Annotated in this window: 16 protein-coding genes; 10 read left to right on the plus strand and 6 right to left on the minus strand. The window is 56.8% G+C overall.

The features are described 5' to 3' along the window. Window positions 1–636 carry a TetR/AcrR family transcriptional regulator gene (locus tag ABRP31_RS11020; protein ID WP_087268340.1) on the minus strand — a complete coding sequence of 212 codons (636 nt, stop codon included), beginning with the start codon at window positions 634–636 and terminating at the stop codon, window positions 1–3. A gap of 171 nt (window positions 637–807) precedes the next feature. Here ABRP31_RS11020 and ABRP31_RS11025 point away from each other — a divergent pair, with 171 nt between their 5' ends. The 5 genes from ABRP31_RS11025 to ABRP31_RS11045 all read left to right on the plus strand — a co-directional run bounded on the left by ABRP31_RS11025 (window position 808) and on the right by ABRP31_RS11045 (window position 5404). Then, window positions 808–1548 carry an SDR family NAD(P)-dependent oxidoreductase gene (locus ABRP31_RS11025; RefSeq protein WP_087268086.1) on the plus strand — a complete coding sequence of 247 codons (741 nt, stop codon included), beginning with the start codon at window positions 808–810 and terminating at the stop codon, window positions 1546–1548. A gap of 217 nt (window positions 1549–1765) precedes the next feature. Next, a complete protein-coding gene (locus ABRP31_RS11030; RefSeq protein WP_349970680.1) occupies window positions 1766–2251 on the plus strand; it encodes a nuclear transport factor 2 family protein in 486 nt (161 codons plus the stop codon). 139 nt (window positions 2252–2390) lie between these two features. After that, window positions 2391–3119, plus strand: a complete 729-nt coding sequence (locus tag ABRP31_RS11035) for an SDR family oxidoreductase (RefSeq protein WP_087268093.1) — start codon at window positions 2391–2393, stop codon at window positions 3117–3119. 1151 nt (window positions 3120–4270) lie between these two features. Further along, window positions 4271–4705 (plus strand): hypothetical protein, encoded by a 435-nt coding sequence (locus ABRP31_RS11040; RefSeq protein ID WP_349970681.1) that lies wholly within the window; start codon window positions 4271–4273, stop codon window positions 4703–4705. Window positions 4706–5086: 381 nt separating this feature from the next. After that, a complete protein-coding gene (locus tag ABRP31_RS11045) occupies window positions 5087–5404 on the plus strand; it encodes a DUF6882 domain-containing protein (protein ID WP_238599577.1) in 318 nt (105 codons plus the stop codon). 90 nt (window positions 5405–5494) lie between these two features. Here ABRP31_RS11045 and ABRP31_RS11050 read toward each other — a convergent pair whose 3' ends face one another. Together ABRP31_RS11050 and ABRP31_RS11055 are read right to left on the minus strand one after the other, a co-directional pair. Beyond that, complete coding sequence (locus ABRP31_RS11050) at window positions 5495–6463, minus strand: tetratricopeptide repeat protein (RefSeq protein ID WP_087268099.1); 969 nt, start codon at window positions 6461–6463, stop codon at window positions 5495–5497. A gap of 321 nt (window positions 6464–6784) precedes the next feature. Beyond that, entirely contained in the window at window positions 6785–7378 is a 594-nt protein-coding gene (locus ABRP31_RS11055; protein ID WP_349970682.1) for a LysE family translocator, read from the minus strand. A gap of 92 nt (window positions 7379–7470) precedes the next feature. Between ABRP31_RS11055 and ABRP31_RS11060 the strand changes: the two genes are divergently transcribed. Both ABRP31_RS11060 and nfsA read left to right on the plus strand, forming a co-directional pair. Continuing rightward, complete coding sequence (locus ABRP31_RS11060; protein ID WP_087268105.1) at window positions 7471–8337, plus strand: LysR family transcriptional regulator; 867 nt, start codon at window positions 7471–7473, stop codon at window positions 8335–8337. A 157-nt stretch (window positions 8338–8494) separates the two neighbouring features. After that, window positions 8495–9316 carry an oxygen-insensitive NADPH nitroreductase gene (gene nfsA, locus ABRP31_RS11065; RefSeq protein WP_349970683.1) on the plus strand — a complete coding sequence of 274 codons (822 nt, stop codon included), beginning with the start codon at window positions 8495–8497 and terminating at the stop codon, window positions 9314–9316. A 21-nt stretch (window positions 9317–9337) separates the two neighbouring features. Here nfsA and ABRP31_RS11070 read toward each other — a convergent pair whose 3' ends face one another. Beyond that, a complete protein-coding gene (locus ABRP31_RS11070) occupies window positions 9338–10729 on the minus strand; it encodes a heavy metal sensor histidine kinase (protein ID WP_349970684.1) in 1392 nt (463 codons plus the stop codon). Then, window positions 10726–11400, minus strand: coding sequence for a heavy metal response regulator transcription factor (locus tag ABRP31_RS11075; RefSeq protein ID WP_087268114.1), 675 nt, complete (start codon window positions 11398–11400; stop codon window positions 10726–10728). Before ABRP31_RS11075 ends, ABRP31_RS11070 begins: the two co-directional genes overlap by 4 nt. Before the next feature lie 539 nt (window positions 11401–11939). On the opposite strand from ABRP31_RS11075, the gene ABRP31_RS11080 reads away from it, so the two are divergent. From ABRP31_RS11080 to ABRP31_RS11090, 3 genes are all read left to right on the plus strand, one after another. After that, the gene (locus tag ABRP31_RS11080; protein WP_372489372.1) at window positions 11940–13190 is read left to right on the plus strand and encodes a TolC family protein; all 1251 of its coding nucleotides are present in this window, start codon (window positions 11940–11942) and stop codon (window positions 13188–13190) included. Window positions 13191–13257: 67 nt separating this feature from the next. Further along, window positions 13258–14592, plus strand: a complete 1335-nt coding sequence (locus ABRP31_RS11085; RefSeq protein WP_349970685.1) for an efflux RND transporter periplasmic adaptor subunit — start codon at window positions 13258–13260, stop codon at window positions 14590–14592. A 24-nt stretch (window positions 14593–14616) separates the two neighbouring features. After that, window positions 14617–17763 (plus strand): CusA/CzcA family heavy metal efflux RND transporter, encoded by a 3147-nt coding sequence (locus ABRP31_RS11090; protein WP_349970686.1) that lies wholly within the window; start codon window positions 14617–14619, stop codon window positions 17761–17763. Between the two features lie 433 nt (window positions 17764–18196). Here the strand turns inward: ABRP31_RS11090 and ABRP31_RS11095 are convergent, their stop codons facing one another. Beyond that, window positions 18197–18406: a hypothetical protein gene (locus ABRP31_RS11095; RefSeq protein ID WP_349970687.1), complete on the minus strand. Its 210-nt coding sequence runs from the start codon at window positions 18404–18406 to the stop codon at window positions 18197–18199. Window positions 18407–18601: the final 195 nt, after the last annotated feature.

Here is an 18601-nt window from a genome sequence, read left to right on the forward strand (position 1 = left end):
TCAGCCTGTAGCATCGTCGGGACGATCATCCCTGAATGGTAGCTCTGCAGCTTGCGAGCTAGCTAGTTCGTGAGCAATGAAACGACCCGCCGTCTGCGCAACCTCAATCAGCCGCTTGCGGGGCATGCCATTGCACGCGGCGGCTGATAGCCCGCGCAAGTTGATCGAAAGGTAATCGGTGAGGCATTGCGCTTTATCGGGAAGCACTCGGTCAAGATAATCCCGGATCGCTTTGATGCCCCCATCGGCCAAGGTTTGCGCCATGTTACGGGCAACCTCATCGTCCGCACGCATGCCCTCGGTGATCATGCAGCCTCGCAAGATAGGGTCTTTTCCGTACTGCTTCGCTGCCGCGACCAGCAAGGCGGTGAGCGCTTCAGACACAGGCCGATCCGGTGCCAGCAGTTTGTCCAGCGGCAGGGCGTGCTCACTGGCGTAACGCAGCATCGCTTTCTCGAACAATTCGGCCTTGCTGCCATAAGCCGCGTAGAAGCTTGGCGGCTTGATATCCATGGCTTCGACCAGATCCGTGAGGCTCACCGCATCGAAGCCATGCTGGTGGAACATGGCCTGGGCAGTGGCGACTCCAGCCTCTCTGTCGAAAGCGGGCCGACGTTGGCGGATTTTGTCGTTCATGAGGATCTCGTCGATGTGGTCGCGATTGTAGCGGTCGCTATATGACAGGGCAACTGCACTGCGCTGAAAGGTGGATTTATATAGCAGTCACTAAATAGCTTGCTTCGTTGATTGGTGCTATGTAGTGTTCGCTATATAAATTCATTCTTCCCAGCAGAAAGGAGCATCAGCATGCTGTTTCAAGACAAGGTCGTTCTGGTAACCGGAGGCTCCTCGGGATTGGGCCTCGCCATTGCCCAGGAGCTGGCAGGGCAGGGCGCTACAGTTGTGATTACGGGGCGTCGGCAGGAACAGCTGAACGAGGCCCTCCCAAGCCTCGGAGAACGGGCCAGCGCGGTGGTCGCTGATGTCTCGGTTTTAGCCGATCTCGCGACGTTGTTCGCCGAGATCAAACATCGCCATGGTCGGATCGATGTGCTGGTCGCCAATGCCGGTATGGGCGAGATCGCCCCACTGGGCAGCATCACCGAAGCGTATTTCGAGCGCGTATTCAATACCAACGTGAAGGGTGTGACCTTCACTGTTCAGGGCGCCCTGCCGCTCATGGCAAAGGGGAGCAGCATTGTCATCATTGGCTCCACGGCTTCCATCGATCCCGGCCCAGGCTTGAGTGTTTACGGCGCGACCAAAGCTGCACTGCGAACACTGGTGAGAAGCTGGACTCTCGACATCAAAGGCAGCGGTGTGCGCATCAACCTGTTAAGCCCAGGCCCGGTGGATACGCAATCGCTGCGCAACATGCTCGCGGAGCAAGCTGATGAAGTGATCAAGTCCCTGAGTGAAAAAAGCACTATCGGGCGTATCGGCCAGGCCCATGAAATTGGAGCCGCTGCGGCGTTCCTTGCCAGTGACGCAGCCAGCTATGTCAATGGCGTGGAATTGTTCGCTGATGGTGGGGCATCGCAGAGCTAATCGGCCTCGCCAGCTACTGGCCCGACGTTGACCCAGGTGTGCATGCGTCGAGCGTCGAAACTGCTTCTCGCTGGCCAAGATGCTAGCGACCCACGCACCAAAACCAGCGTTCTTCAGAAGTCATATTGGGTCTAGCCAAGGCCCTGTGCTGAGCGTGTCAAACGTGTGGCCAACGCTATACGCCATCTATTTAAGAGCCATTCCCTTGGAGAAAGTCATGAGTAATCAACCACAACTCCTTGCACGCCTCGCAGCCGAAAGTGCAATCCATCGCCTACATGCCACTTACATCCATCGTCTCGATAGCGGGGATTTCGCTGGTGTGGCCGAGGTACTTCAGCATGCGGTGATCCATGTTCTTGGCAACGAAGCATCCTCGCTAGAGGGGCTTTTGGGGTTCTTCGAGGCGGGCCTTCAGGTTCATGCCGACGGCACGCCCCGCACGTGGCATTCGATTACCAATGTGCTGATCGACGTCTCTCCTGCGGGTGATAAAGCCACTTCGGCAAGCTATTACACCGTGCATCAGCAACTTGACGGTTTTCCGTTGCAACCCATCTGCGTCGGCAAGTACCTCGACAAGTTCGAGCTGCATGAGGGTCAATGGCGATTCACTCGCCGTGAGGTGACTTTGCGCTTTGCTGGCGACCTACAGCACCACGTCAAGGGGCCTCAAAGCGAAGCCGCTGGGCAGTCTGCGTAAAAGCAGCCCCGACTCATGCCCGTCCTGGCGCAATGGCCGGGCGTGAGAACTCATAGTCACATCCTGGCCGGCATTAGGCGCGCAAGCCAGAGTGCCTGTCTGGCGACTGTAAAAAGCACGACTCCATGAGGAATTACAAGTGAATGACAAACGACAAGCATTGGTCACCGGCGCAAACAAAGGGATCGGTCTGGCCATTGCCCGAGGGCTCGCTGAAGCGGGGTTTTTCGTATGGATTGGCGCACGTGATCGTCTCCGGGGAGAGCAGGCCGTGGCTCAGTTGCGTGGCAAGGGGCTTTGCGCAGGACTGCTTGAGTTGGACGTGGCTGACGATGCGAGCGTACAGCGTGCAGCTGTGGAACTAGCCTGCGAGATTACTGCGCTGGATATTCTCGTTAACAACGCAGGGATCGCGGTCGACATGACTAAAGCGCCCAGTGAGGTGCGGATGGAGGACATGAAAGCTGTTTACGAGGTCAATCTGTTCGGGCCTGTTCGCGTTACTCAGGCGTTCTTGCCGTTATTGAAAGCTGCTGATCAGGCCCGGATTGTGATGATGAGCAGCGGGGTGGGTTCCTTGGCGCTGATTACCGATCCGGTCTCGATTTACTCCACCGTTAATCTCCTTGACTACACCTCATCCAAAGTCGCACTCAATGCCGTGACGGTTTCCTTCTCGAAGGAATTGGAGCCGCTTGGCATAAAAGTGAACGCCGTTGAGCCTGGGCACGTCCGGACTGATCTCAATGGCAACTCGGGCGTACTATCGCCTGAAGAGGGAGCGGCAACAGCAATCAAGATGGCGTTACTTGGTTCTGACGGCCCTACCGGTGGTTTTTTTGGAAGTCACGGTCGGCAGCCTTGGTAGTTCAATTGATGGCCACACGCTTGCGCATAGACCGTTGATGCGTCATGTGCTGGAGAGATAAGAGCGTCCGCTATCGACCCCATAGCGCTCATTAGCAGCAGGCTTGGCCAAACGGGAGTTTGAAGGCTTTCTTAACCTAGTCGCTGCTGCTACCCATCAGAATCCATCTTTTCCCATAGCCTGAATATCGAAAGAGAAGTCCCAGAATACTGGGTACGCCGGATGGCCTTTGGTTAGCCAAAGTGAGGTTATGGCACTCGCTTGGTCGAGGCACACATAGGTGAATAGGTTCTCAAGGAGGATCAGTATTTCTGAGCGCTTTGCCGTTAGACCTATTGGACCTTAACTGCCATCCCCCAGGTGCAGCAGTTGCTCAGTAATCTCGCTGCGCGCTTCGCTTGCAGTCACGCAGGAGTGGCCACCAATGATTACTTCGTTACCAGTGCAATGGGACAGTTGCTCTTGAAGCGTTCTACTTAGATCAAAAAGGCCCGTAGGTGTTAACCCAGACGCAATAGTTGAAGCCCTCCAATAGATGCTCAAGCCTGAGAGTTTCGTCTGAGCGGAAATCTTGGGCGATACGCATGTTGGCTCCATCGATCAGCGCTTGGCCCTGTATCGTGAGCTAAAGCCTAAAGAAACGGTAGGACGTCACACATCTTGCTGCGGTCTTAACCGCGGCGGAAGGTGGTAAGTTATTCAATAAATTTTCAATTGGGGCTGCTTGCAGCAGACTGTGGACAGGTAGCCGCTGTCGTCTCTAATGTGGGCGAACCAGTGACAGCACAGCGGTAAAACGCAGTGGTCATGTTGGACGTCGCAATTGATCGTGATTGCATTCATGCAGGAGATAATCTGGCAAACCATGCGAGGTCAATCTCATTCGATCTATCAGTGACGCTGCGTGCCTTGATAATGATCATGCTTAAACCCTCAGGATTCCACGGATGCATCACATGAAAAAGGCAATTGTTGTACTGGCAATCACGGGGCTCATCGCAGGGTGTCAAACCTCCAGGCCGTTAGGCCCAATGGAAAATAGTATGGCCAAGGTTTGATGTTGTGAACCTCCCCTGGTTTGTAGATAACTCCAGTATCAGAGGTGACACCGCTATAAGCTTGCAGACCAATAAGTAGAAGGATACGCAGCGATGGACAGTGTCTTCAGGGTCGAGCCGGGTGCAGAGTCAGTCGTTGGACATTGCGACTCTTGCGGTCACGAGACACGAACCTTTCGCGGTTTTGTCTTCAATCACCAGGATGCTTATGCGGTGTACCTGTGCACCTATACGTCATCGCATCCCGAGTTTGGGGTTGCCATGGCCGTAAGCCTGAGAGGCTGGGGGGACGGTGCGGATACCGCAGCTAAAGAGTGTGTTGCCCTGGAGTGGAGAAATGGCGACAGCGGACCCGGTTGTCGTGTAATCGATGCCTCTGAAACATCTTGGGCAAGCAATAGCATTCTCGGTCAAATGCTCTCCAGAGAGCAGGCCATGGCGTCCGATCGTGCCTCGGAAGCGTTCAACGTCACCGATGCTGTCTGGGCGGGGGATGAGCGCTTATCTCGGGCCTTGAAGGAAGCTTAATCTGATTTCCCCTTCGCGAGAGGCCAGGTGTTTTGTGACCAAACAAAAAGCCGACCGAAGAACAATCAACCAACTAATGACCTATTCCAGATTTGGGAGTATCCGGGCTGGAGAAGGGAACTGAAATACTTCTTCGAAGATAGTTGGCACCTGTAATCGTAAGCCGGGCGAGTTGTCTTATAGCGTCTACCTCCATAAATTTGGAGTAATTTCTTCTCGTTGGAAACCATCAGCCATGCCCCCTGACTCCCTCGGCACTCCATCTCAAGACACCTTTTACGTGCTGCTTGAAACGGCCATGGTCGAGTTGATGAACAAGCAGGAGAGGCTGCAACAAAAGTATGGCCTGGGCGACATGGCGCGCTGGTACAGAACAGGAAAGTGGTCGAAGCGCGGATTCTCGATATCGGATCCTTTGCACCGAAGCGCTTAAGCTGGAAGTGGGCCTGGAGCAATCCCACTGTGCTTGAAGAGTCTCGTGAACGAGTACTGCCGATCAAAGAGTTGCAGGCCATCTTGGGCGTTGGCCTGTTTGGTGATGAAGAAGCGTTTTCTATTGAGGACGAAGCCATGGCTTGGGAGCTTGCGGCCATTGCGGTCCATCATCTGAATGCACTGGGCTGTTACCGAGCGCCCACGCCGCCTGATGGGCCGACCATTTTTCTGGCCATCACTGAGTTGAAGCACATCAGCCAATAATGCGTTGAGTACCGGAAACGCGGCGATGCTTTTGATGCCGGTGGCAAGGGCAGGCTAGCCCGAGAAGGTCAGCAATAGCACCACACGGCTTCAATCAGCAGATGGCTGCAAAACGATAGGCGCCTGTATGACTGGAATGTCTTTACCGGCAGGCACCAGAAAGGGATCGTCCACGCGCAGGCCCCTCAATGCCGACACCACGAGACTGTCGATCACTGGATCGCCGCAGCTCTTGACCAGATATTTCTTGGGGTAGGGCTGGCCAGCTTTAAACTGGTAACCCACGGTGACCGTGAAGGTCTGGCCGGATCCCTTGATATGTTCGAACACATTAGAGCTCGCCAACAGGTAGCGCTGTTGGCGCATCAAATCTTCGGTCCACAAACGGTTGTATTTCTGCATTTGCCCGGCATCGAGTTCCAGCCCTTTCGACAACAGTGGTCGCATTGCCTGCCAAGCTGCGTCGCCATACTTCTGCGTCGTCTCAATGTACAGCTTCAAGGCCCCGTGGCTATCGTTAGCACCGCCTTGGCCTTGCTCCATCATCCCGCCCAGCGCTACAACGCCGGCTCGCCCCGCCAGCCGGAAGTCATCGCGGGCTTTAACCGGATCAGTCGGCTCGCCGATCCCGTCGCGCTTCATGCGACCGAGTTCGACATAGGCATAAGGGTCGTCCTTTGCCGCTTCGATATAAAGACTCCGTGCCATGCCAATGTCCTGGGCAACTCCATTGCCGCTCTCGTAAAACGTGCCAAGCACATGCCGACACGTCGCATTACCAGCATCGCTCCCTCTCTTCACGATCTCCCACGCCGCAGGTGCAACAGCCCTGCCGTAAGAAGCTCTACGGCAGGCCTGGCTCTGACTGTCATCCTGCGAGAAATCGAAGGTGCCCAGCGGCTTGTAAGGGTTGCGCTGATCTTCAAGGTAGCGTTCCATCGGCGTCGGCTTGTTACGTGCCTCCTTGATGTAGTCGGCAGTGCTTCTACCCATGTCGCCGAGGCTCTGGCAGCCGGTCAAGGCGACCAGCAGGGCGGTTGATACGAGGTTTCGGGTCATGCTTTACCTGCATCCATACGTGCACGGTGATAGCCCGTACGAGGTGATCCGTTGGTGGCTGGGTGTGGCCTCACGGCCGGAGGTATAGGGGGCGGAGTCTACCTTTCCTACGCGAAGCTCACAATTATCCAGCGCAGCCGCATGAGTGTTGGCGGACTCCTGAGTAACTCATCCTGGATGTAACGAGCCGCGTAGCTAATGGGTGATCAAGGGGCAGCTACTGGCCGACTCCCAGCCAGTCATGAAGGGCAGTAAACGACCAGGACTGGGCGGTTCGAGTAAAGAAAAAAACTATGCTCTTCTCTCGTTCCCAGCCTGGTTTCACAGCCACAGCGGCACAATCGAAGCGACCAGCAGCGCCCCCAGAAATCTGTTCAGCATTCGCCACTGCCGTTCGGTTTTCAGTGCGCGCGCCAGCACTACCCCGGCCACGCACCAGAGCGCGAGCGAGGCCAATGACAGCACGGCGAATACGAGACCGAGCAATACGGCCAAGCCTTCTGCGCTGTGGGCCAGTGAAGTAAATGAGGCGGCGGCACTCAGGGTCATCGCCCAGGCCTTGGGGTTCTGCCAGAGCAGGCCGACCCCAGCGATAAAACGCGATGGTTTCTGCGTAACGGCCGCTTTACCGGGCTGGCCGCGCAGCGCGATCTGCACGGCAAGCCAGAACAGATAGAGCGAGCCCAGTAGCTTCATAGCCAGTTGCAGCGCCGGCATCGCTAGAATCAGCCCGCCCAGGCCAAGCGCAGCGGCCACGGCCATGCTGGCCAGGCCGAACGAAATACCGGACAACAACGGAAACGAACGCCACCAACCGAAAGTGGCGCCAGAAGCAGTTGCCAAGGTGGTGGCACCGCCGGGACTGATAGTGGCGACCAGCACAAACAGAACAAGCGGCAAAAAGGCGTCGAGCATGCTGAAGATTTCCTTGGTTGAGATCGACTAGATAGCCAATCTGCCGCTAGTATGGAAGCTAATATTCAGCATGCTCAGGATTACAAATCGTAATGAGCAAGGTTTTACGCAACTTCGATCTGGTGTTGCTGCGCACCTTTGTCGTCGTTGCCGAGCAACGCAGCATGACCGCCGCCGCCAACGCCCTGCACCTCACCCAAGGCGCCGTCAGCCATCAGATCCGCAAGCTGGAAGAGCTGCTCGGCGAGTCACTATTCATTCGCCAGCGGCCGTGCATCCGGCTTTCGCCGCTGGGCGAGCGACTGATCGCCAAGGCGCGCCAGATGCTTGCGCTCAACGACCAGCTTTGGACGGAGCTGCACGGCAATCCCGTGCAAGGCATCGTGCGCCTCGGCGTGCCCTACGACCTGGCCGGCGCCTGGATAATGCCGGCGGTCAGAGCGTTTATGGCCACCTATCCGCAGGTAGAGCTGTCTATGAAATGCGGCGCTTCGCCCGAGCTGATACAAGCCACTGCCAACGGCGAACTGGATGTGGCAATTGCCGAAGAATTGGTCGAGCAGGCAAGCGGCGAATGCCTGTCCATTGAGCGCCTGGTCTGGGCCGGTGCCAAGGGCGGCGCTGCGTATCTGAAGTCGCCATTGCCTGTCTCGATGGTCGCCGAGACCTGCGTATTTCGCTCGCCCGTTATTGCCGCGTTGCAGGCCCAGGACCGGCCTTGGAAAACCCTGTTCGAAAACGGCAGCCTGGAGACCACGATTACTATGGTCAGCAGCGACCTTGCGGTGTCCGTATGGTTGCAGTCCACCGTGCCCAGCGGCCTCGACATCCTGCCACCAGACGCCGCGCTACCCGAGCTGGCCCCCATGGCAATTACGTTGCACCGCGCCAAGGCATCGCAAAGTGCCGCGAGTGAGGAGCTGATTCGGCATATTCGAGCGCATCGTGCGGGAGGTTGATGCGCGGAGAGCTCAAGCGAGGCTCATGGTGGACAATCACTCGCCATTGCCATCCCCTGATATCGTCTAACCGCTTTTCGTCGCGTGCTAATTTAGCTCGGATTAAAAATACCCGTTCATCAAAGGCTCTTCCCGGTTACGGCCTATTGGAGATTTCATGACACAAGCAACCCAACACGGTCTGGCCCTACGCTACGGCGATGCAGACTCAACGATTCCCGAGAACTGGAATCCGATTCTCGATCAATTGGTGAATCATCGCAGCGTCCGTGCTTTCAACGACAAGCCACTGCCAGAAGGAACGCTTGAGGCGCTGATCACTGCCGCGCAATCAGCGGCAACTTCATCAAATCTGCAAGTCTGGAGCGTGATCGCTGTTCAGGATCCATCTCGCAAAGCGCGCCTCGCGGAGCTTGCCGGTAATCAGGCCTACATTCGCCAGGCACCGCTGTTTCTGGTCTGGCTCGCCGACCTCTCCAGAGTTTCCCGAGTAGCAGAGCGCGCGGGCGTCGAGCTCGAAGCCTTGCCTTACATCGAGAGCCTTTTGTTGGGCACGATCGACGCATCGCTGGCTGCCCAGAATGCGGTGGTTGCACTGGAGTCGATGGGGCTCGGTAGCGTCTACATCGGTGCGATACGTAATGACATCAAAAGTGTCGCGAAGGAATTGGACCTGCCTCCTCAGGTGTACCCGGTGTTCGGCATGTGTGTGGGTTATCCCGATGCTGAACGCCCGGCGCAGGTAAAGCCGCGCTTGCCCCAGGCGGCTGTCTTGCATCACGAACGCTACAGCGTGGAGTCTGAAAAGTCCTCGGTTGAGCAATATGATCAGCGCCTCGGCGCCTTCTATCAGCAGGAGGGGATGAAGGCTGCGGGCTGGTCGGAGCAAGTCGTGAATCGTTTGCGAAGTACTGCCAGCCTGCATGGCCGTGAAGAGTTGGTCAGGGCATTGCAGCAATTGGGTTTTGGCCTGCGCTAGCAGGCCCGGCTCGCTGATAACTCACTTCGCTTGCGGAAAAACCAGCCTGAACGTTGTTATCCGCTCCAGCTCACTCTCCACCGTCACCCGCCCTTGATGAACATTCATGATGGAGCGAACAATTGCCAGCCCCAGACCGGTGCCGCCTTGTTGACGGGAGCGGCTGGCATGCACCCGGTAAAAGCGGTCAAACAGGCGCGGCAGGTGCTCGGCTTCGACGCCTTCGCCCAGGTTGCTGACGGCCAGAGAGACTTCATTGGCATGGCTTTCGAGGGTGATGGTCACTGTGCTGCCGGGCGTGCCGTGGCGGATGGCGTTGGAGATTAAGTTGGAGATCGCGCGCTGGATCATCAGTCGCTCTCCCTGGGTTTTGGCGCTGCCTTGAACCACCAGCTTCATGTCTTTTTCTTCCGCTGACTGATCAAAAAGCTCGGCGACCTTGTTGGCTTCTTCTTCAAGGTCCACGGCAGTAAACGTCAACAGCGCCGAGGGTTGAGTCACGCTGGCCAGGAACAGCATCTGGGAAACCATCAGTGACAGGCGCTCAAGCTCTTCGGTACACGACTCCAGCGCCTGTTTGTATTCTTCGGGTGGTCGTTCCCTGGACAAGGTGACCTGCGCCTTGCCCATCAGGTTGTTCATTGGCGAGCGCAGCTCATGGGCCAGATCATCCGAAAATTGCGCCAGTTGCTGAATGTCTTCGGCCAGTCGATTGAGCATTACGTTGACCGCGTGGGCCAGGTCACGGAGTTCGTCAGGGAGTCCGGCGGCTTGCATGCGATGGGACAAATCCCGGGCCGATACCTTGTGTGCCACCTTGCGAAAGGCACGTAAGGGTCTTAACCCGCGATGCACGATCCACCACGCGCAACCGCCGACCAGCAGCAGAATAAGTGGCAAAGCAATAAGCGTGGATTTCACATAGGCGCCGAGCAATAAAGCATCGTTTTCCCTGTCGAGTGCGAGCAATACCAGCACCTTCTGGCCGCCTTTGAGGCGCACGTGTTTGCTGGCAATCAATATCTCGTGACCTGCCGAGGATTCAACCCGCTGAAAATCTGCCCGTGTGCCCTCGGTGAAGGGCACCGGCAGCACCATTTGTTCGTCCTGACCCAGGCTCAGCAAACGTTTTCTCGGGGTGCCCGAATCGAGGATCGTCAGGGTGAAATCATCGTGCCCGACAATCTGGTCACGCAGGTGGTGCGGTGCCAGAACCACGTCAGCGGGGGAGCTGAAGCCCTCGGAAAGGCTGTGCTCGATCTGCTCCAGCTTTTCCTGCAGGCCGTTTCTGGCTCGCAAATCCAGCTGATGGGAAATGGAAGCGTAGGCGAATGCTGCCATCACCAGCACCAGCACCGCACTCATTGCGGTAACGGCAAGACCCAGCCGTGTGGAAAGACGCGTGGGTTTCATTCACGAACTTCCAGTACATAGCCCACGCCGCGCAGGGTATGGATCAGCTTCTGCTCGAAAGGCTCGTCGATTTTTGCCCGCAGGCGGCGGATCGATACCTCGACGACGTTGGTGTCGCAATCGAAGTTCATGTCCCACACCAGCGAGATGATTTGCGTGCGTGACATGACTTCGCCGCTGTGACGCATCAACAGGTGGAGCAGGGCGAACTCCTTGGTCGTCAGGTCGATGCGCTGGGTGCCGCGAAAGGCTCTGTGTCGTCCCTGATCCAGCTCAAGGTCGCCGACTCGCAGCACCTCGGGCAACCCGGCCTGTTCGCTGCGACGCATGAGGGTACGAACCCGGGCCAGCAGCTCAGGGAACTCGAATGGCTTCACCAGATAATCGTCGGCTCCCATTTCCAGACCCCGAACCTTCTCCTCAAGACGACCCCGGGCCGTGACCATCATGACTCGGGTGTTGCTGTTTCTGCGCAGTCGGGTCAACACCTCCCAACCGTCCATTTCGGGCAGATTCACATCCAGAATGACCAGATCGTAGGTTTGATGCTGGGCCAGATAAAGCCCATCAAGGCCGGTGACGGCCAGGTCCACAACATAACCACTTTCGGTCAAACCCTGATGCATGTATTCGGCAGTTTTTGGCTCGTCCTCCACAACAAGGATTCGCATATCAGTGTCCTGTATTAATTAAAGTGACTGAATGTCGCAGGCTTTTATTGTTTAAAGATGCCCGCTTTAAAGTTGCAGCTCTTTAAAGCTAAGCTTCTGAACGCTGCCGTAAGTATCCGGCAGCCTTCCACGAGCTATCGATTTTGCGGCGATTCTGGAGTCTGTAGCGGCTTCAGGGTCAACCCCGCAGGTTATTGAATATGAGGATTTTTTTTACCGTCTCTGGAAGCTGCCAGCATGGCGGTTTGTCTTTTGCTGTCGCCTGAAAAAGCAAGTTTAAGTTATTGCTTTTTATGTCTGTGATATTCGAAGACTTCTTTGTGTTGCGCAGTGTAATGGCGAGCCACTGCAACTTTCCTTAAATGACAGGATTGTAATTTTTCAGCAATCCTTCTGCTAACTCACTTTGCATAAAGTCCCCGCATCCAACTCCGCTGAACGCAGCCGGGGTCTGTTCTGGTTATCTGATGGGATGGTTTATACATATGCAGAGGCGCGACGGGAGCAGTGCAAACCCGCTCAGGCACAGAGTTTTTTCCATGGCACCCGAGGTGAAGCCGACCCTGAAAACGGGGTTGCTTTACGCGTTGCTGCTATCTTTTGCGGCCCCTGGCATGGCGGTTGCGCAGAGTCTGAGTCTGCCTCAGGCCATCGAGGCAGCCTTTGCGGAAAACCCTGACCTCGCCGCCGCGCGATGGGAAATAGGCATCGCTGAAGGCGACAGGCAGCAGGCAGGTTTGATGCCCAATCCTGAGTTGTCCTGGGAAGTCGAAGACACTCGTCGCAATACCAGCACCACCACGGTCATGCTCAGCCAGGCACTGGAACTGGGCGGCAAGCGCGGTGCCCGCATTGAAGCAGCTAGCCGGTCCCAGGATGCAGCGCAGATCGAACTGGAGCGGCGTGGCAACGAACTACGTGCCGAAGTCGTCCAGGCTTTTTACACCGCATTGCGTGCGCAAACCGGTCTGGAACTCGCGCAGCAGTCTCAAGCCTTGGCTCAGCGCGGCCTTGAGGTTGCTGACGGGCGTGTTCGCGCGGGTAAGTCTTCCCCCGTCGAGGTGACACGTGCGCAGGTACAACTGGCTGAAACCGACCTGCTGGTGCGGCGCGCTGAAACCCTGAAAGCCAATAGCTATCGCGATCTGGCACGCACCACCGGGTCGTCGACTTCTTCATTTGATCGCCTGGAATACGCTGAGCTGTCGCCGGGCAAATCCCCGCCAGCGGCGAAGATGCTCACGGCGATCAATCAATCGGCCGAGCTGCGTCTTGCCAATGCCCAGATCGAACAGCGTGATGCAGCGTTAGGCTCAGAGCGGGCGCAGCGCATTCCTGATCTCACTGTAAGTATTGGCAGTCAATACAGCCGGGAAGACCGTGAGCGGGTCAATGTCGTCGGCTTATCGGCACCGCTGCCGCTGTTTAACCGTAATCAGGGCAACGTCCTCGCCGCATCCCGCCGCGCAGATCAGGCCCGTGATTTACGCAACGCGGTCGAACTCAGGTTGCGCACGCAGACTCAGGCCGCTCTGGATCAGTGGGCGACCGCCAGCAGAGAAGTCGAGTCCTTTAATCAGGTGATTTTGCCCTCGGCGAAAAGCGCGGTGGATGCTGCGACCCGTGGTTTCGAGATGGGTAAATTCGGCTTTCTCGAAGTTCTCGACGCACAGCGCACGCTGATTGCGGCGCGCAGCCAATACCTCGAATCGCTGGCCATCGCCACGGACGCCAGAGTAACTGTCGAGCGCATCTACGGCGACATCACCGCGTTTACTGCCAATCCTTAAACCCTCACTTTTCGCACTTATCGGGCGCATCGCTTTGTACATCCGTACGTGATCGCCGGGAGCATCCATGGATAACAAACGAAGTATGACGCTTGCCTTGGCGGTGGTCGCAATCATTGGTCTGGGCAGCCTGACGCTGGGCAATCAAGGGCTCCCCGTTGCGGCAGAAGCGGTCAAGAACGCAAAGCATGAACACTCGGAAGAAGAAGGGCATGCGGACGAAAAAGGCCACGCCGAGAATGACAGTCATAGCGACGGCAAGGCCGACGCAAAAGGTCACGCTGACGAAGAGCACGGTGAGGAAAGCCATGGTGATGAAGAGCATGGCGAGAAAGGTCACGGTGCTGAAGGGGCCGAAGACTCCCACGAAGAAGAAGGCAAGCTCGAACTCAGCGCAGAACAGATCAAGTCAGCCGGCATAGAGCTGGCCGTCGCCGCACCTCGGTCGATGAGCACTTCAGTCACGTTCCCCGGCGAAATTCGCTTTGACGAAGATCGCACCACCCACGTCGTACCGCGGGTTGGCGGGATCGTGGAAGAGGTCAAGGTTGACCTCGGCCAGGCGGTGAAAAAAGGCCAGGTACTGGCTGTGATCGCCAGTCAGCAAATTTCCGATCAGCGCGCAGAGTTGAATGCGGCCCAGCGCCGTCTTGAGCTTGCCCGCCTGACCATGCAGCGTGAGAAAAAACTCTGGGAAGACAAGATTTCCGCCGAGCAGGATTATCTGTTGGCGCGTCAGGCGTATCAGGAAGCAGATATCAGTTACGCCAACGGTCGGCAGAAGCTGAGTGCTATCGGCGCGAGTCTCAAATCCTCTGCGGGCAACCGATACGAACTGATCGCTCCTTTTGACTCAATGGTTGTCGAGAAACATCTGGCCATAGGCGAGGTGGTCAATGACACCACTTCGGCGTTCACGCTCTCCGATTTGTCGCGGGTCTGGGCGACCTTTGGCGTTGCGCCGAAGGATTTGAACAAAGTCGTGGTGGGCCGTGCGGTAACGGTCAGTGCGCCCGATCTCAATGCTCAGGTTGAAGGCCGCATCAGCTATGTCGGCAATCTGCTCGGCGAGCAAACCCGCGCAGCTGCGGTGCGCGTGGTGCTGGCCAACCCTGAGGGCGCGTGGCGTCCGGGGCTGTTTGTCTCTGTCGATGTGACGGCGGATAAAGCCAACGCGGCGGTCAGCCTGCCTGAGTCCGCCATCCAGTCCGTTGAGGACAAACCTTCAGTGTTCGTGCGCAACGCCGAAGGCTTTGAACTGCGCCCGGTGAAAGTCGGCAGGCGTGACGGCGGCTATGTGGAAATCCTTCAAGGCCTGACGGCGGGCACTCAAGTGGCCGCCGCTGGCAGTTTCATTCTCAAGTCCGAGCTGGGTAAAGGCTCTGCTGAGCACTCCCATTGATCTGCCTCGCACGAGTACAACGTCATGTTTGAACGGTTGATCCAATTCGCAATCGAGCAACGCATCGTCGTGATGCTTGCCGTGTTGCTCATGGCAGGGCTTGGCATTGCCAGCTACCAGAAACTGCCTATCGATGCTGTACCTGACATCACCAACGTGCAGGTGCAGATCAACACCTCGGCTCCCGGCTTTTCGCCGCTGGAGACTGAGCAACGCGTGACCTTCTCGATTGAAACCAGCATGGCAGGCTTGCCAGGTTTGCAGCAGACCCGTTCTCTGTCGCGCTCGGGCCTGTCTCAGGTCACGGTGATTTTTGAAGACGGCACGGACTTGTTCTTTGCCCGCCAGTTGGTTGGCGAGCGTCTGCAAATTGCCAAGGATCAGTTGCCCGAAGGTGTCGATGCGGTCATGGGGCCGATCTCCACCGGGCTTGGCGAGATTTTTCTGTGGACGGTAGAGGCCAAAGAGGGCGCGCTCAAGGAGGACGGCACGCCCTACACGCCGACCGATCTTCGAGTGATTCAGGACTGGATCATCAAGCCGCAATTACGCAACGTGCCGGGTGTGGCCGAGATCAACACCATCGGCGGTTTCGCCAAGCAGTATCAGATCGCGCCGGATCCGAAAAAGCTCGCGGCTTACAAGCTGACCTTGAATGACCTGGTGGCCGCACTTGAGCGCAACAACGCCAACATTGGCGCGGGTTACATTGAGCGCGGCGGCGAGCAATTGCTCATTCGCGCGCCCGGTCAACTGGGCACGGTGCAGGACATTGCCAACATCGTTATCGCCAACGTTCAGGGCACGCCGATCCGGGTCAGCAGCGTGGCCGACGTGGACATCGGTCAGGAGCTGCGCTCCGGCGCTGCCACCGAAAATGGCCGGGAAGTGGTGCTTGGTACGGTGTTCATGCTGATCGGCGAAAACAGCCGCACGGTTTCCCAGGCGGTCGCCGCGAAGCTGGCTGATATCAACCGTTCACTGCCTGAAGGTGTCGAAGCGATCACGGTTTATGACCGCACGACTCTGGTTGAAAAAGCCATCGCCACGGTGAAGAAGAACCTGATCGAAGGGGCCATTCTGGTCATCGCGATTCTGTTCCTGTTCCTCGGTAACATCCGTGCCGCGTTGATCACCGCGATGGTGATTCCACTGGCCATGCTGTTCACCTTCACCGGGATGTTCACCAATAAAGTCAGTGCCAACCTGATGAGTCTCGGCGCGCTGGACTTCGGCATCATCGTCGACGGCGCCGTCGTGATCGTCGAAAACGCTATCCGCCGACTGGCTCACGCACAACAGAAATACGGCCGGATGTTGACCCGCTCGGAACGCTTTCATGAAGTATTTGCAGCCGCCAAAGAAGCGCGTCGTCCGCTGATTTTCGGCCAGTTGATCATCATGGTTGTTTACTTGCCAATCTTCGCCTTGACGGGTGTCGAAGGCAAAATGTTCCACCCGATGGCCTTCACCGTGGTGATCGCGCTACTCGGCGCCATGATCCTGTCGGTGACCTTTGTACCGGCTGCCATTGCCATGTTTGTCACCGGCAAGGTCAAGGAAGAAGAAGGCGTGGTAATGCGTACCGCGCGTCTGCGTTACGCGCCGGTTCTGAAGTGGGTACTGAGCCACCGGTCGATCGCGTTCTCCGTCGCTGTCGTGCTGATTGGGTTGTCCGGATTTACGGCAAGCCGTATGGGCAGTGAGTTTATTCCGAGCTTGAGTGAGGGCGACTTCGCGTTGCAGGCGCTGCGGGTGCCCGGCACCAGCTTGAGCCAGTCAGTGGACATGCAGCAGCGTCTTGAGAAGGCCATTGTCGAAAAAATGCCGGAAGTCGAGCGAGTGTTTGCCCGCACGGGAACGGCCGAAATTGCCGCCGACCCGATGCCGCCGAATATCTCCGACAGTTACGTCATGCTCAAACCGCAAAGTGAATGGCCGGATCCAGGCAAGTCTCGCGAGGCATTGATTGCTGAGTTGCAGCAGGCCGCTGCGACGGTACCAGGCAGTAACTACGAGTTATCGCAGCCGATTCAGTTGCGCTTCAACGAGCTGGTTTCGGGGGTGCGCAGCGACGTGGCGGTGAAGGTGTTCGGCGATGACATGGCAGTGCTGAACCAGACGGCCGCGAAAATCGCTGCGACCTTGCAGAAGGTGCCGGGCTCGTCCGAAGTCAAGGTCGAGCAGACTACGGGCTTGCCTGTGCTGACGATCAACATTGATCGTGACAAGGCCGCACGTTATGGCCTCAATGTGGGCGATGTCCAGGATGCGATTGCCATCGCGGTAGGCGGGCGTCAGGCGGGTACTCTTTACGAAGGTGATCGTCGCTTTGACATGGTGGTGCGACTGTCGGAAACCCTGCGAACTGACGTGGCCGGACTGTCGAGTCTGCTGATTCCCGTGCCCGCGACGGCAAGCAGCGTTAATCAACAGATCAGCTTTATCTCGCTGTCCCAAGTGGCAAGCCTGGATCTGGTGCTGGGGCCGAATCAGATCAGCCGGGAAAACGGCAAGCGACTGGTTATCGTCAGCGCCAACGTGCGCGGTCGTGACCTTGGCTCGTTTGTTCAGGAGGCAGGGGAAACAATCAACAGCAATGTGCAGATCCCGGCGGGATACTGGACCAGTTGGGGCGGCCAGTTTGAACAGTTGCAGTCCGCTGCCAAGCGCCTGCAGATCGTCGTTCCGGTTGCGCTGTTGATGGTGTTGGCGTTGCTGTTCATGATGTTCAACAACCTGAAAGATGGCTTACTGGTTTTCACCGGTATTCCGTTTGCGCTGACTGGCGGTGTCATGGCGCTCTGGTTGAGGGACATTCCACTGTCTATCTCGGCGGGAGTTGGCTTCATCGCGTTGTCGGGTGTGGCAGTGCTGAACGGCCTGGTGATGATCTCGTTTATTCGCAACCTGCGCGAGGAAGGGCGTTCGCTGGGGGATGCTATCAACGAAGGGGCTCTGACCCGCTTGCGTCCGGTGTTGATGACCGCGTTGGTGGCGTCGCTGGGCTTTATTCCGATGGCACTGGCAACTGGCACGGGGGCAGAAGTTCAGCGTCCGCTGGCCACCGTGGTGATCGGCGGGATACTGTCGTCGACCGCGCTGACGTTGTTGGTTCTGCCTGCGCTGTATCAATGGGCGCATCGTCGGGAAGAGGAGCAGACATCATAGCGTTAGCATTGTGAATCAAAGGCCCGCGGCAGGTGACTGTTGCGGGCTTTTTTATAGACTCTGATTGCCTCCGTAAGACTTGGCCCGCTGTCCTTAATACGACGCTGTAGCAAAGCAAACATTGGACCTGTAGGAGCGCACGAGCACCGCGAGGCCGCGATAGCGGTGTATCAGGCAGGACGCTATCGCTGCCTCGCGGTGCTCGTGAGCTCCTACAGAACAGTATTTCAAATAAGAGAGTAGGGATTTGTTTTACAGAGGCCAACAAGTTGGTTTCTGCAGATCTGGCGATTGTTGAGTTGATAGCGGTTTATCAGACGATTTATGTTTACCAGAAGCAAAAAAAGCGCCCCGAAGGACGCTAAAGATTCACCTTGACCAAAGGAGCTTGTCAGCTGCTAAAGGTGAATGGAGTTGAAGCGAATTTTAATCTTCAGCCTTTTTCAGGTTCATTAACCGGTGTCTTTTTATCGATGTTCACAAGTCGCGACGACTCGCTGTTGAGTTGATCGTTGAAGCGCTGTTCCTGGGCAACCTTGATTTTCTCAGCGGCCGGGCTGGCGCGTTCACTTCCATCGTGGGCCATTGCCGTGGCGGAGGATAAGGCGACGACTGTAAGGGCGATTGATCTGATGATGTTCATTGTAATTACCGTTCTGTTTAAGGGCAGTCACTGTGGAGTCTTGATGCAAACGGCGTCCTGCTCCTCAGTGTTAGCGTTGAGTATAAGTATCGAAGCTAACAGGACGGTGAGTGAATAATGACAATATTGTTATCGATGATGTCAGCGCTGTTCAGGTAACTTCCTGAAAGATTTCCAAATCGTCATTTGCGTGCA

Source organism: Pseudomonas caspiana, assembly GCF_040224095.2.
In the GTDB taxonomy this organism is placed as follows: Bacteria; Pseudomonadota; Gammaproteobacteria; order Pseudomonadales; family Pseudomonadaceae; genus Aquipseudomonas; species Aquipseudomonas caspiana.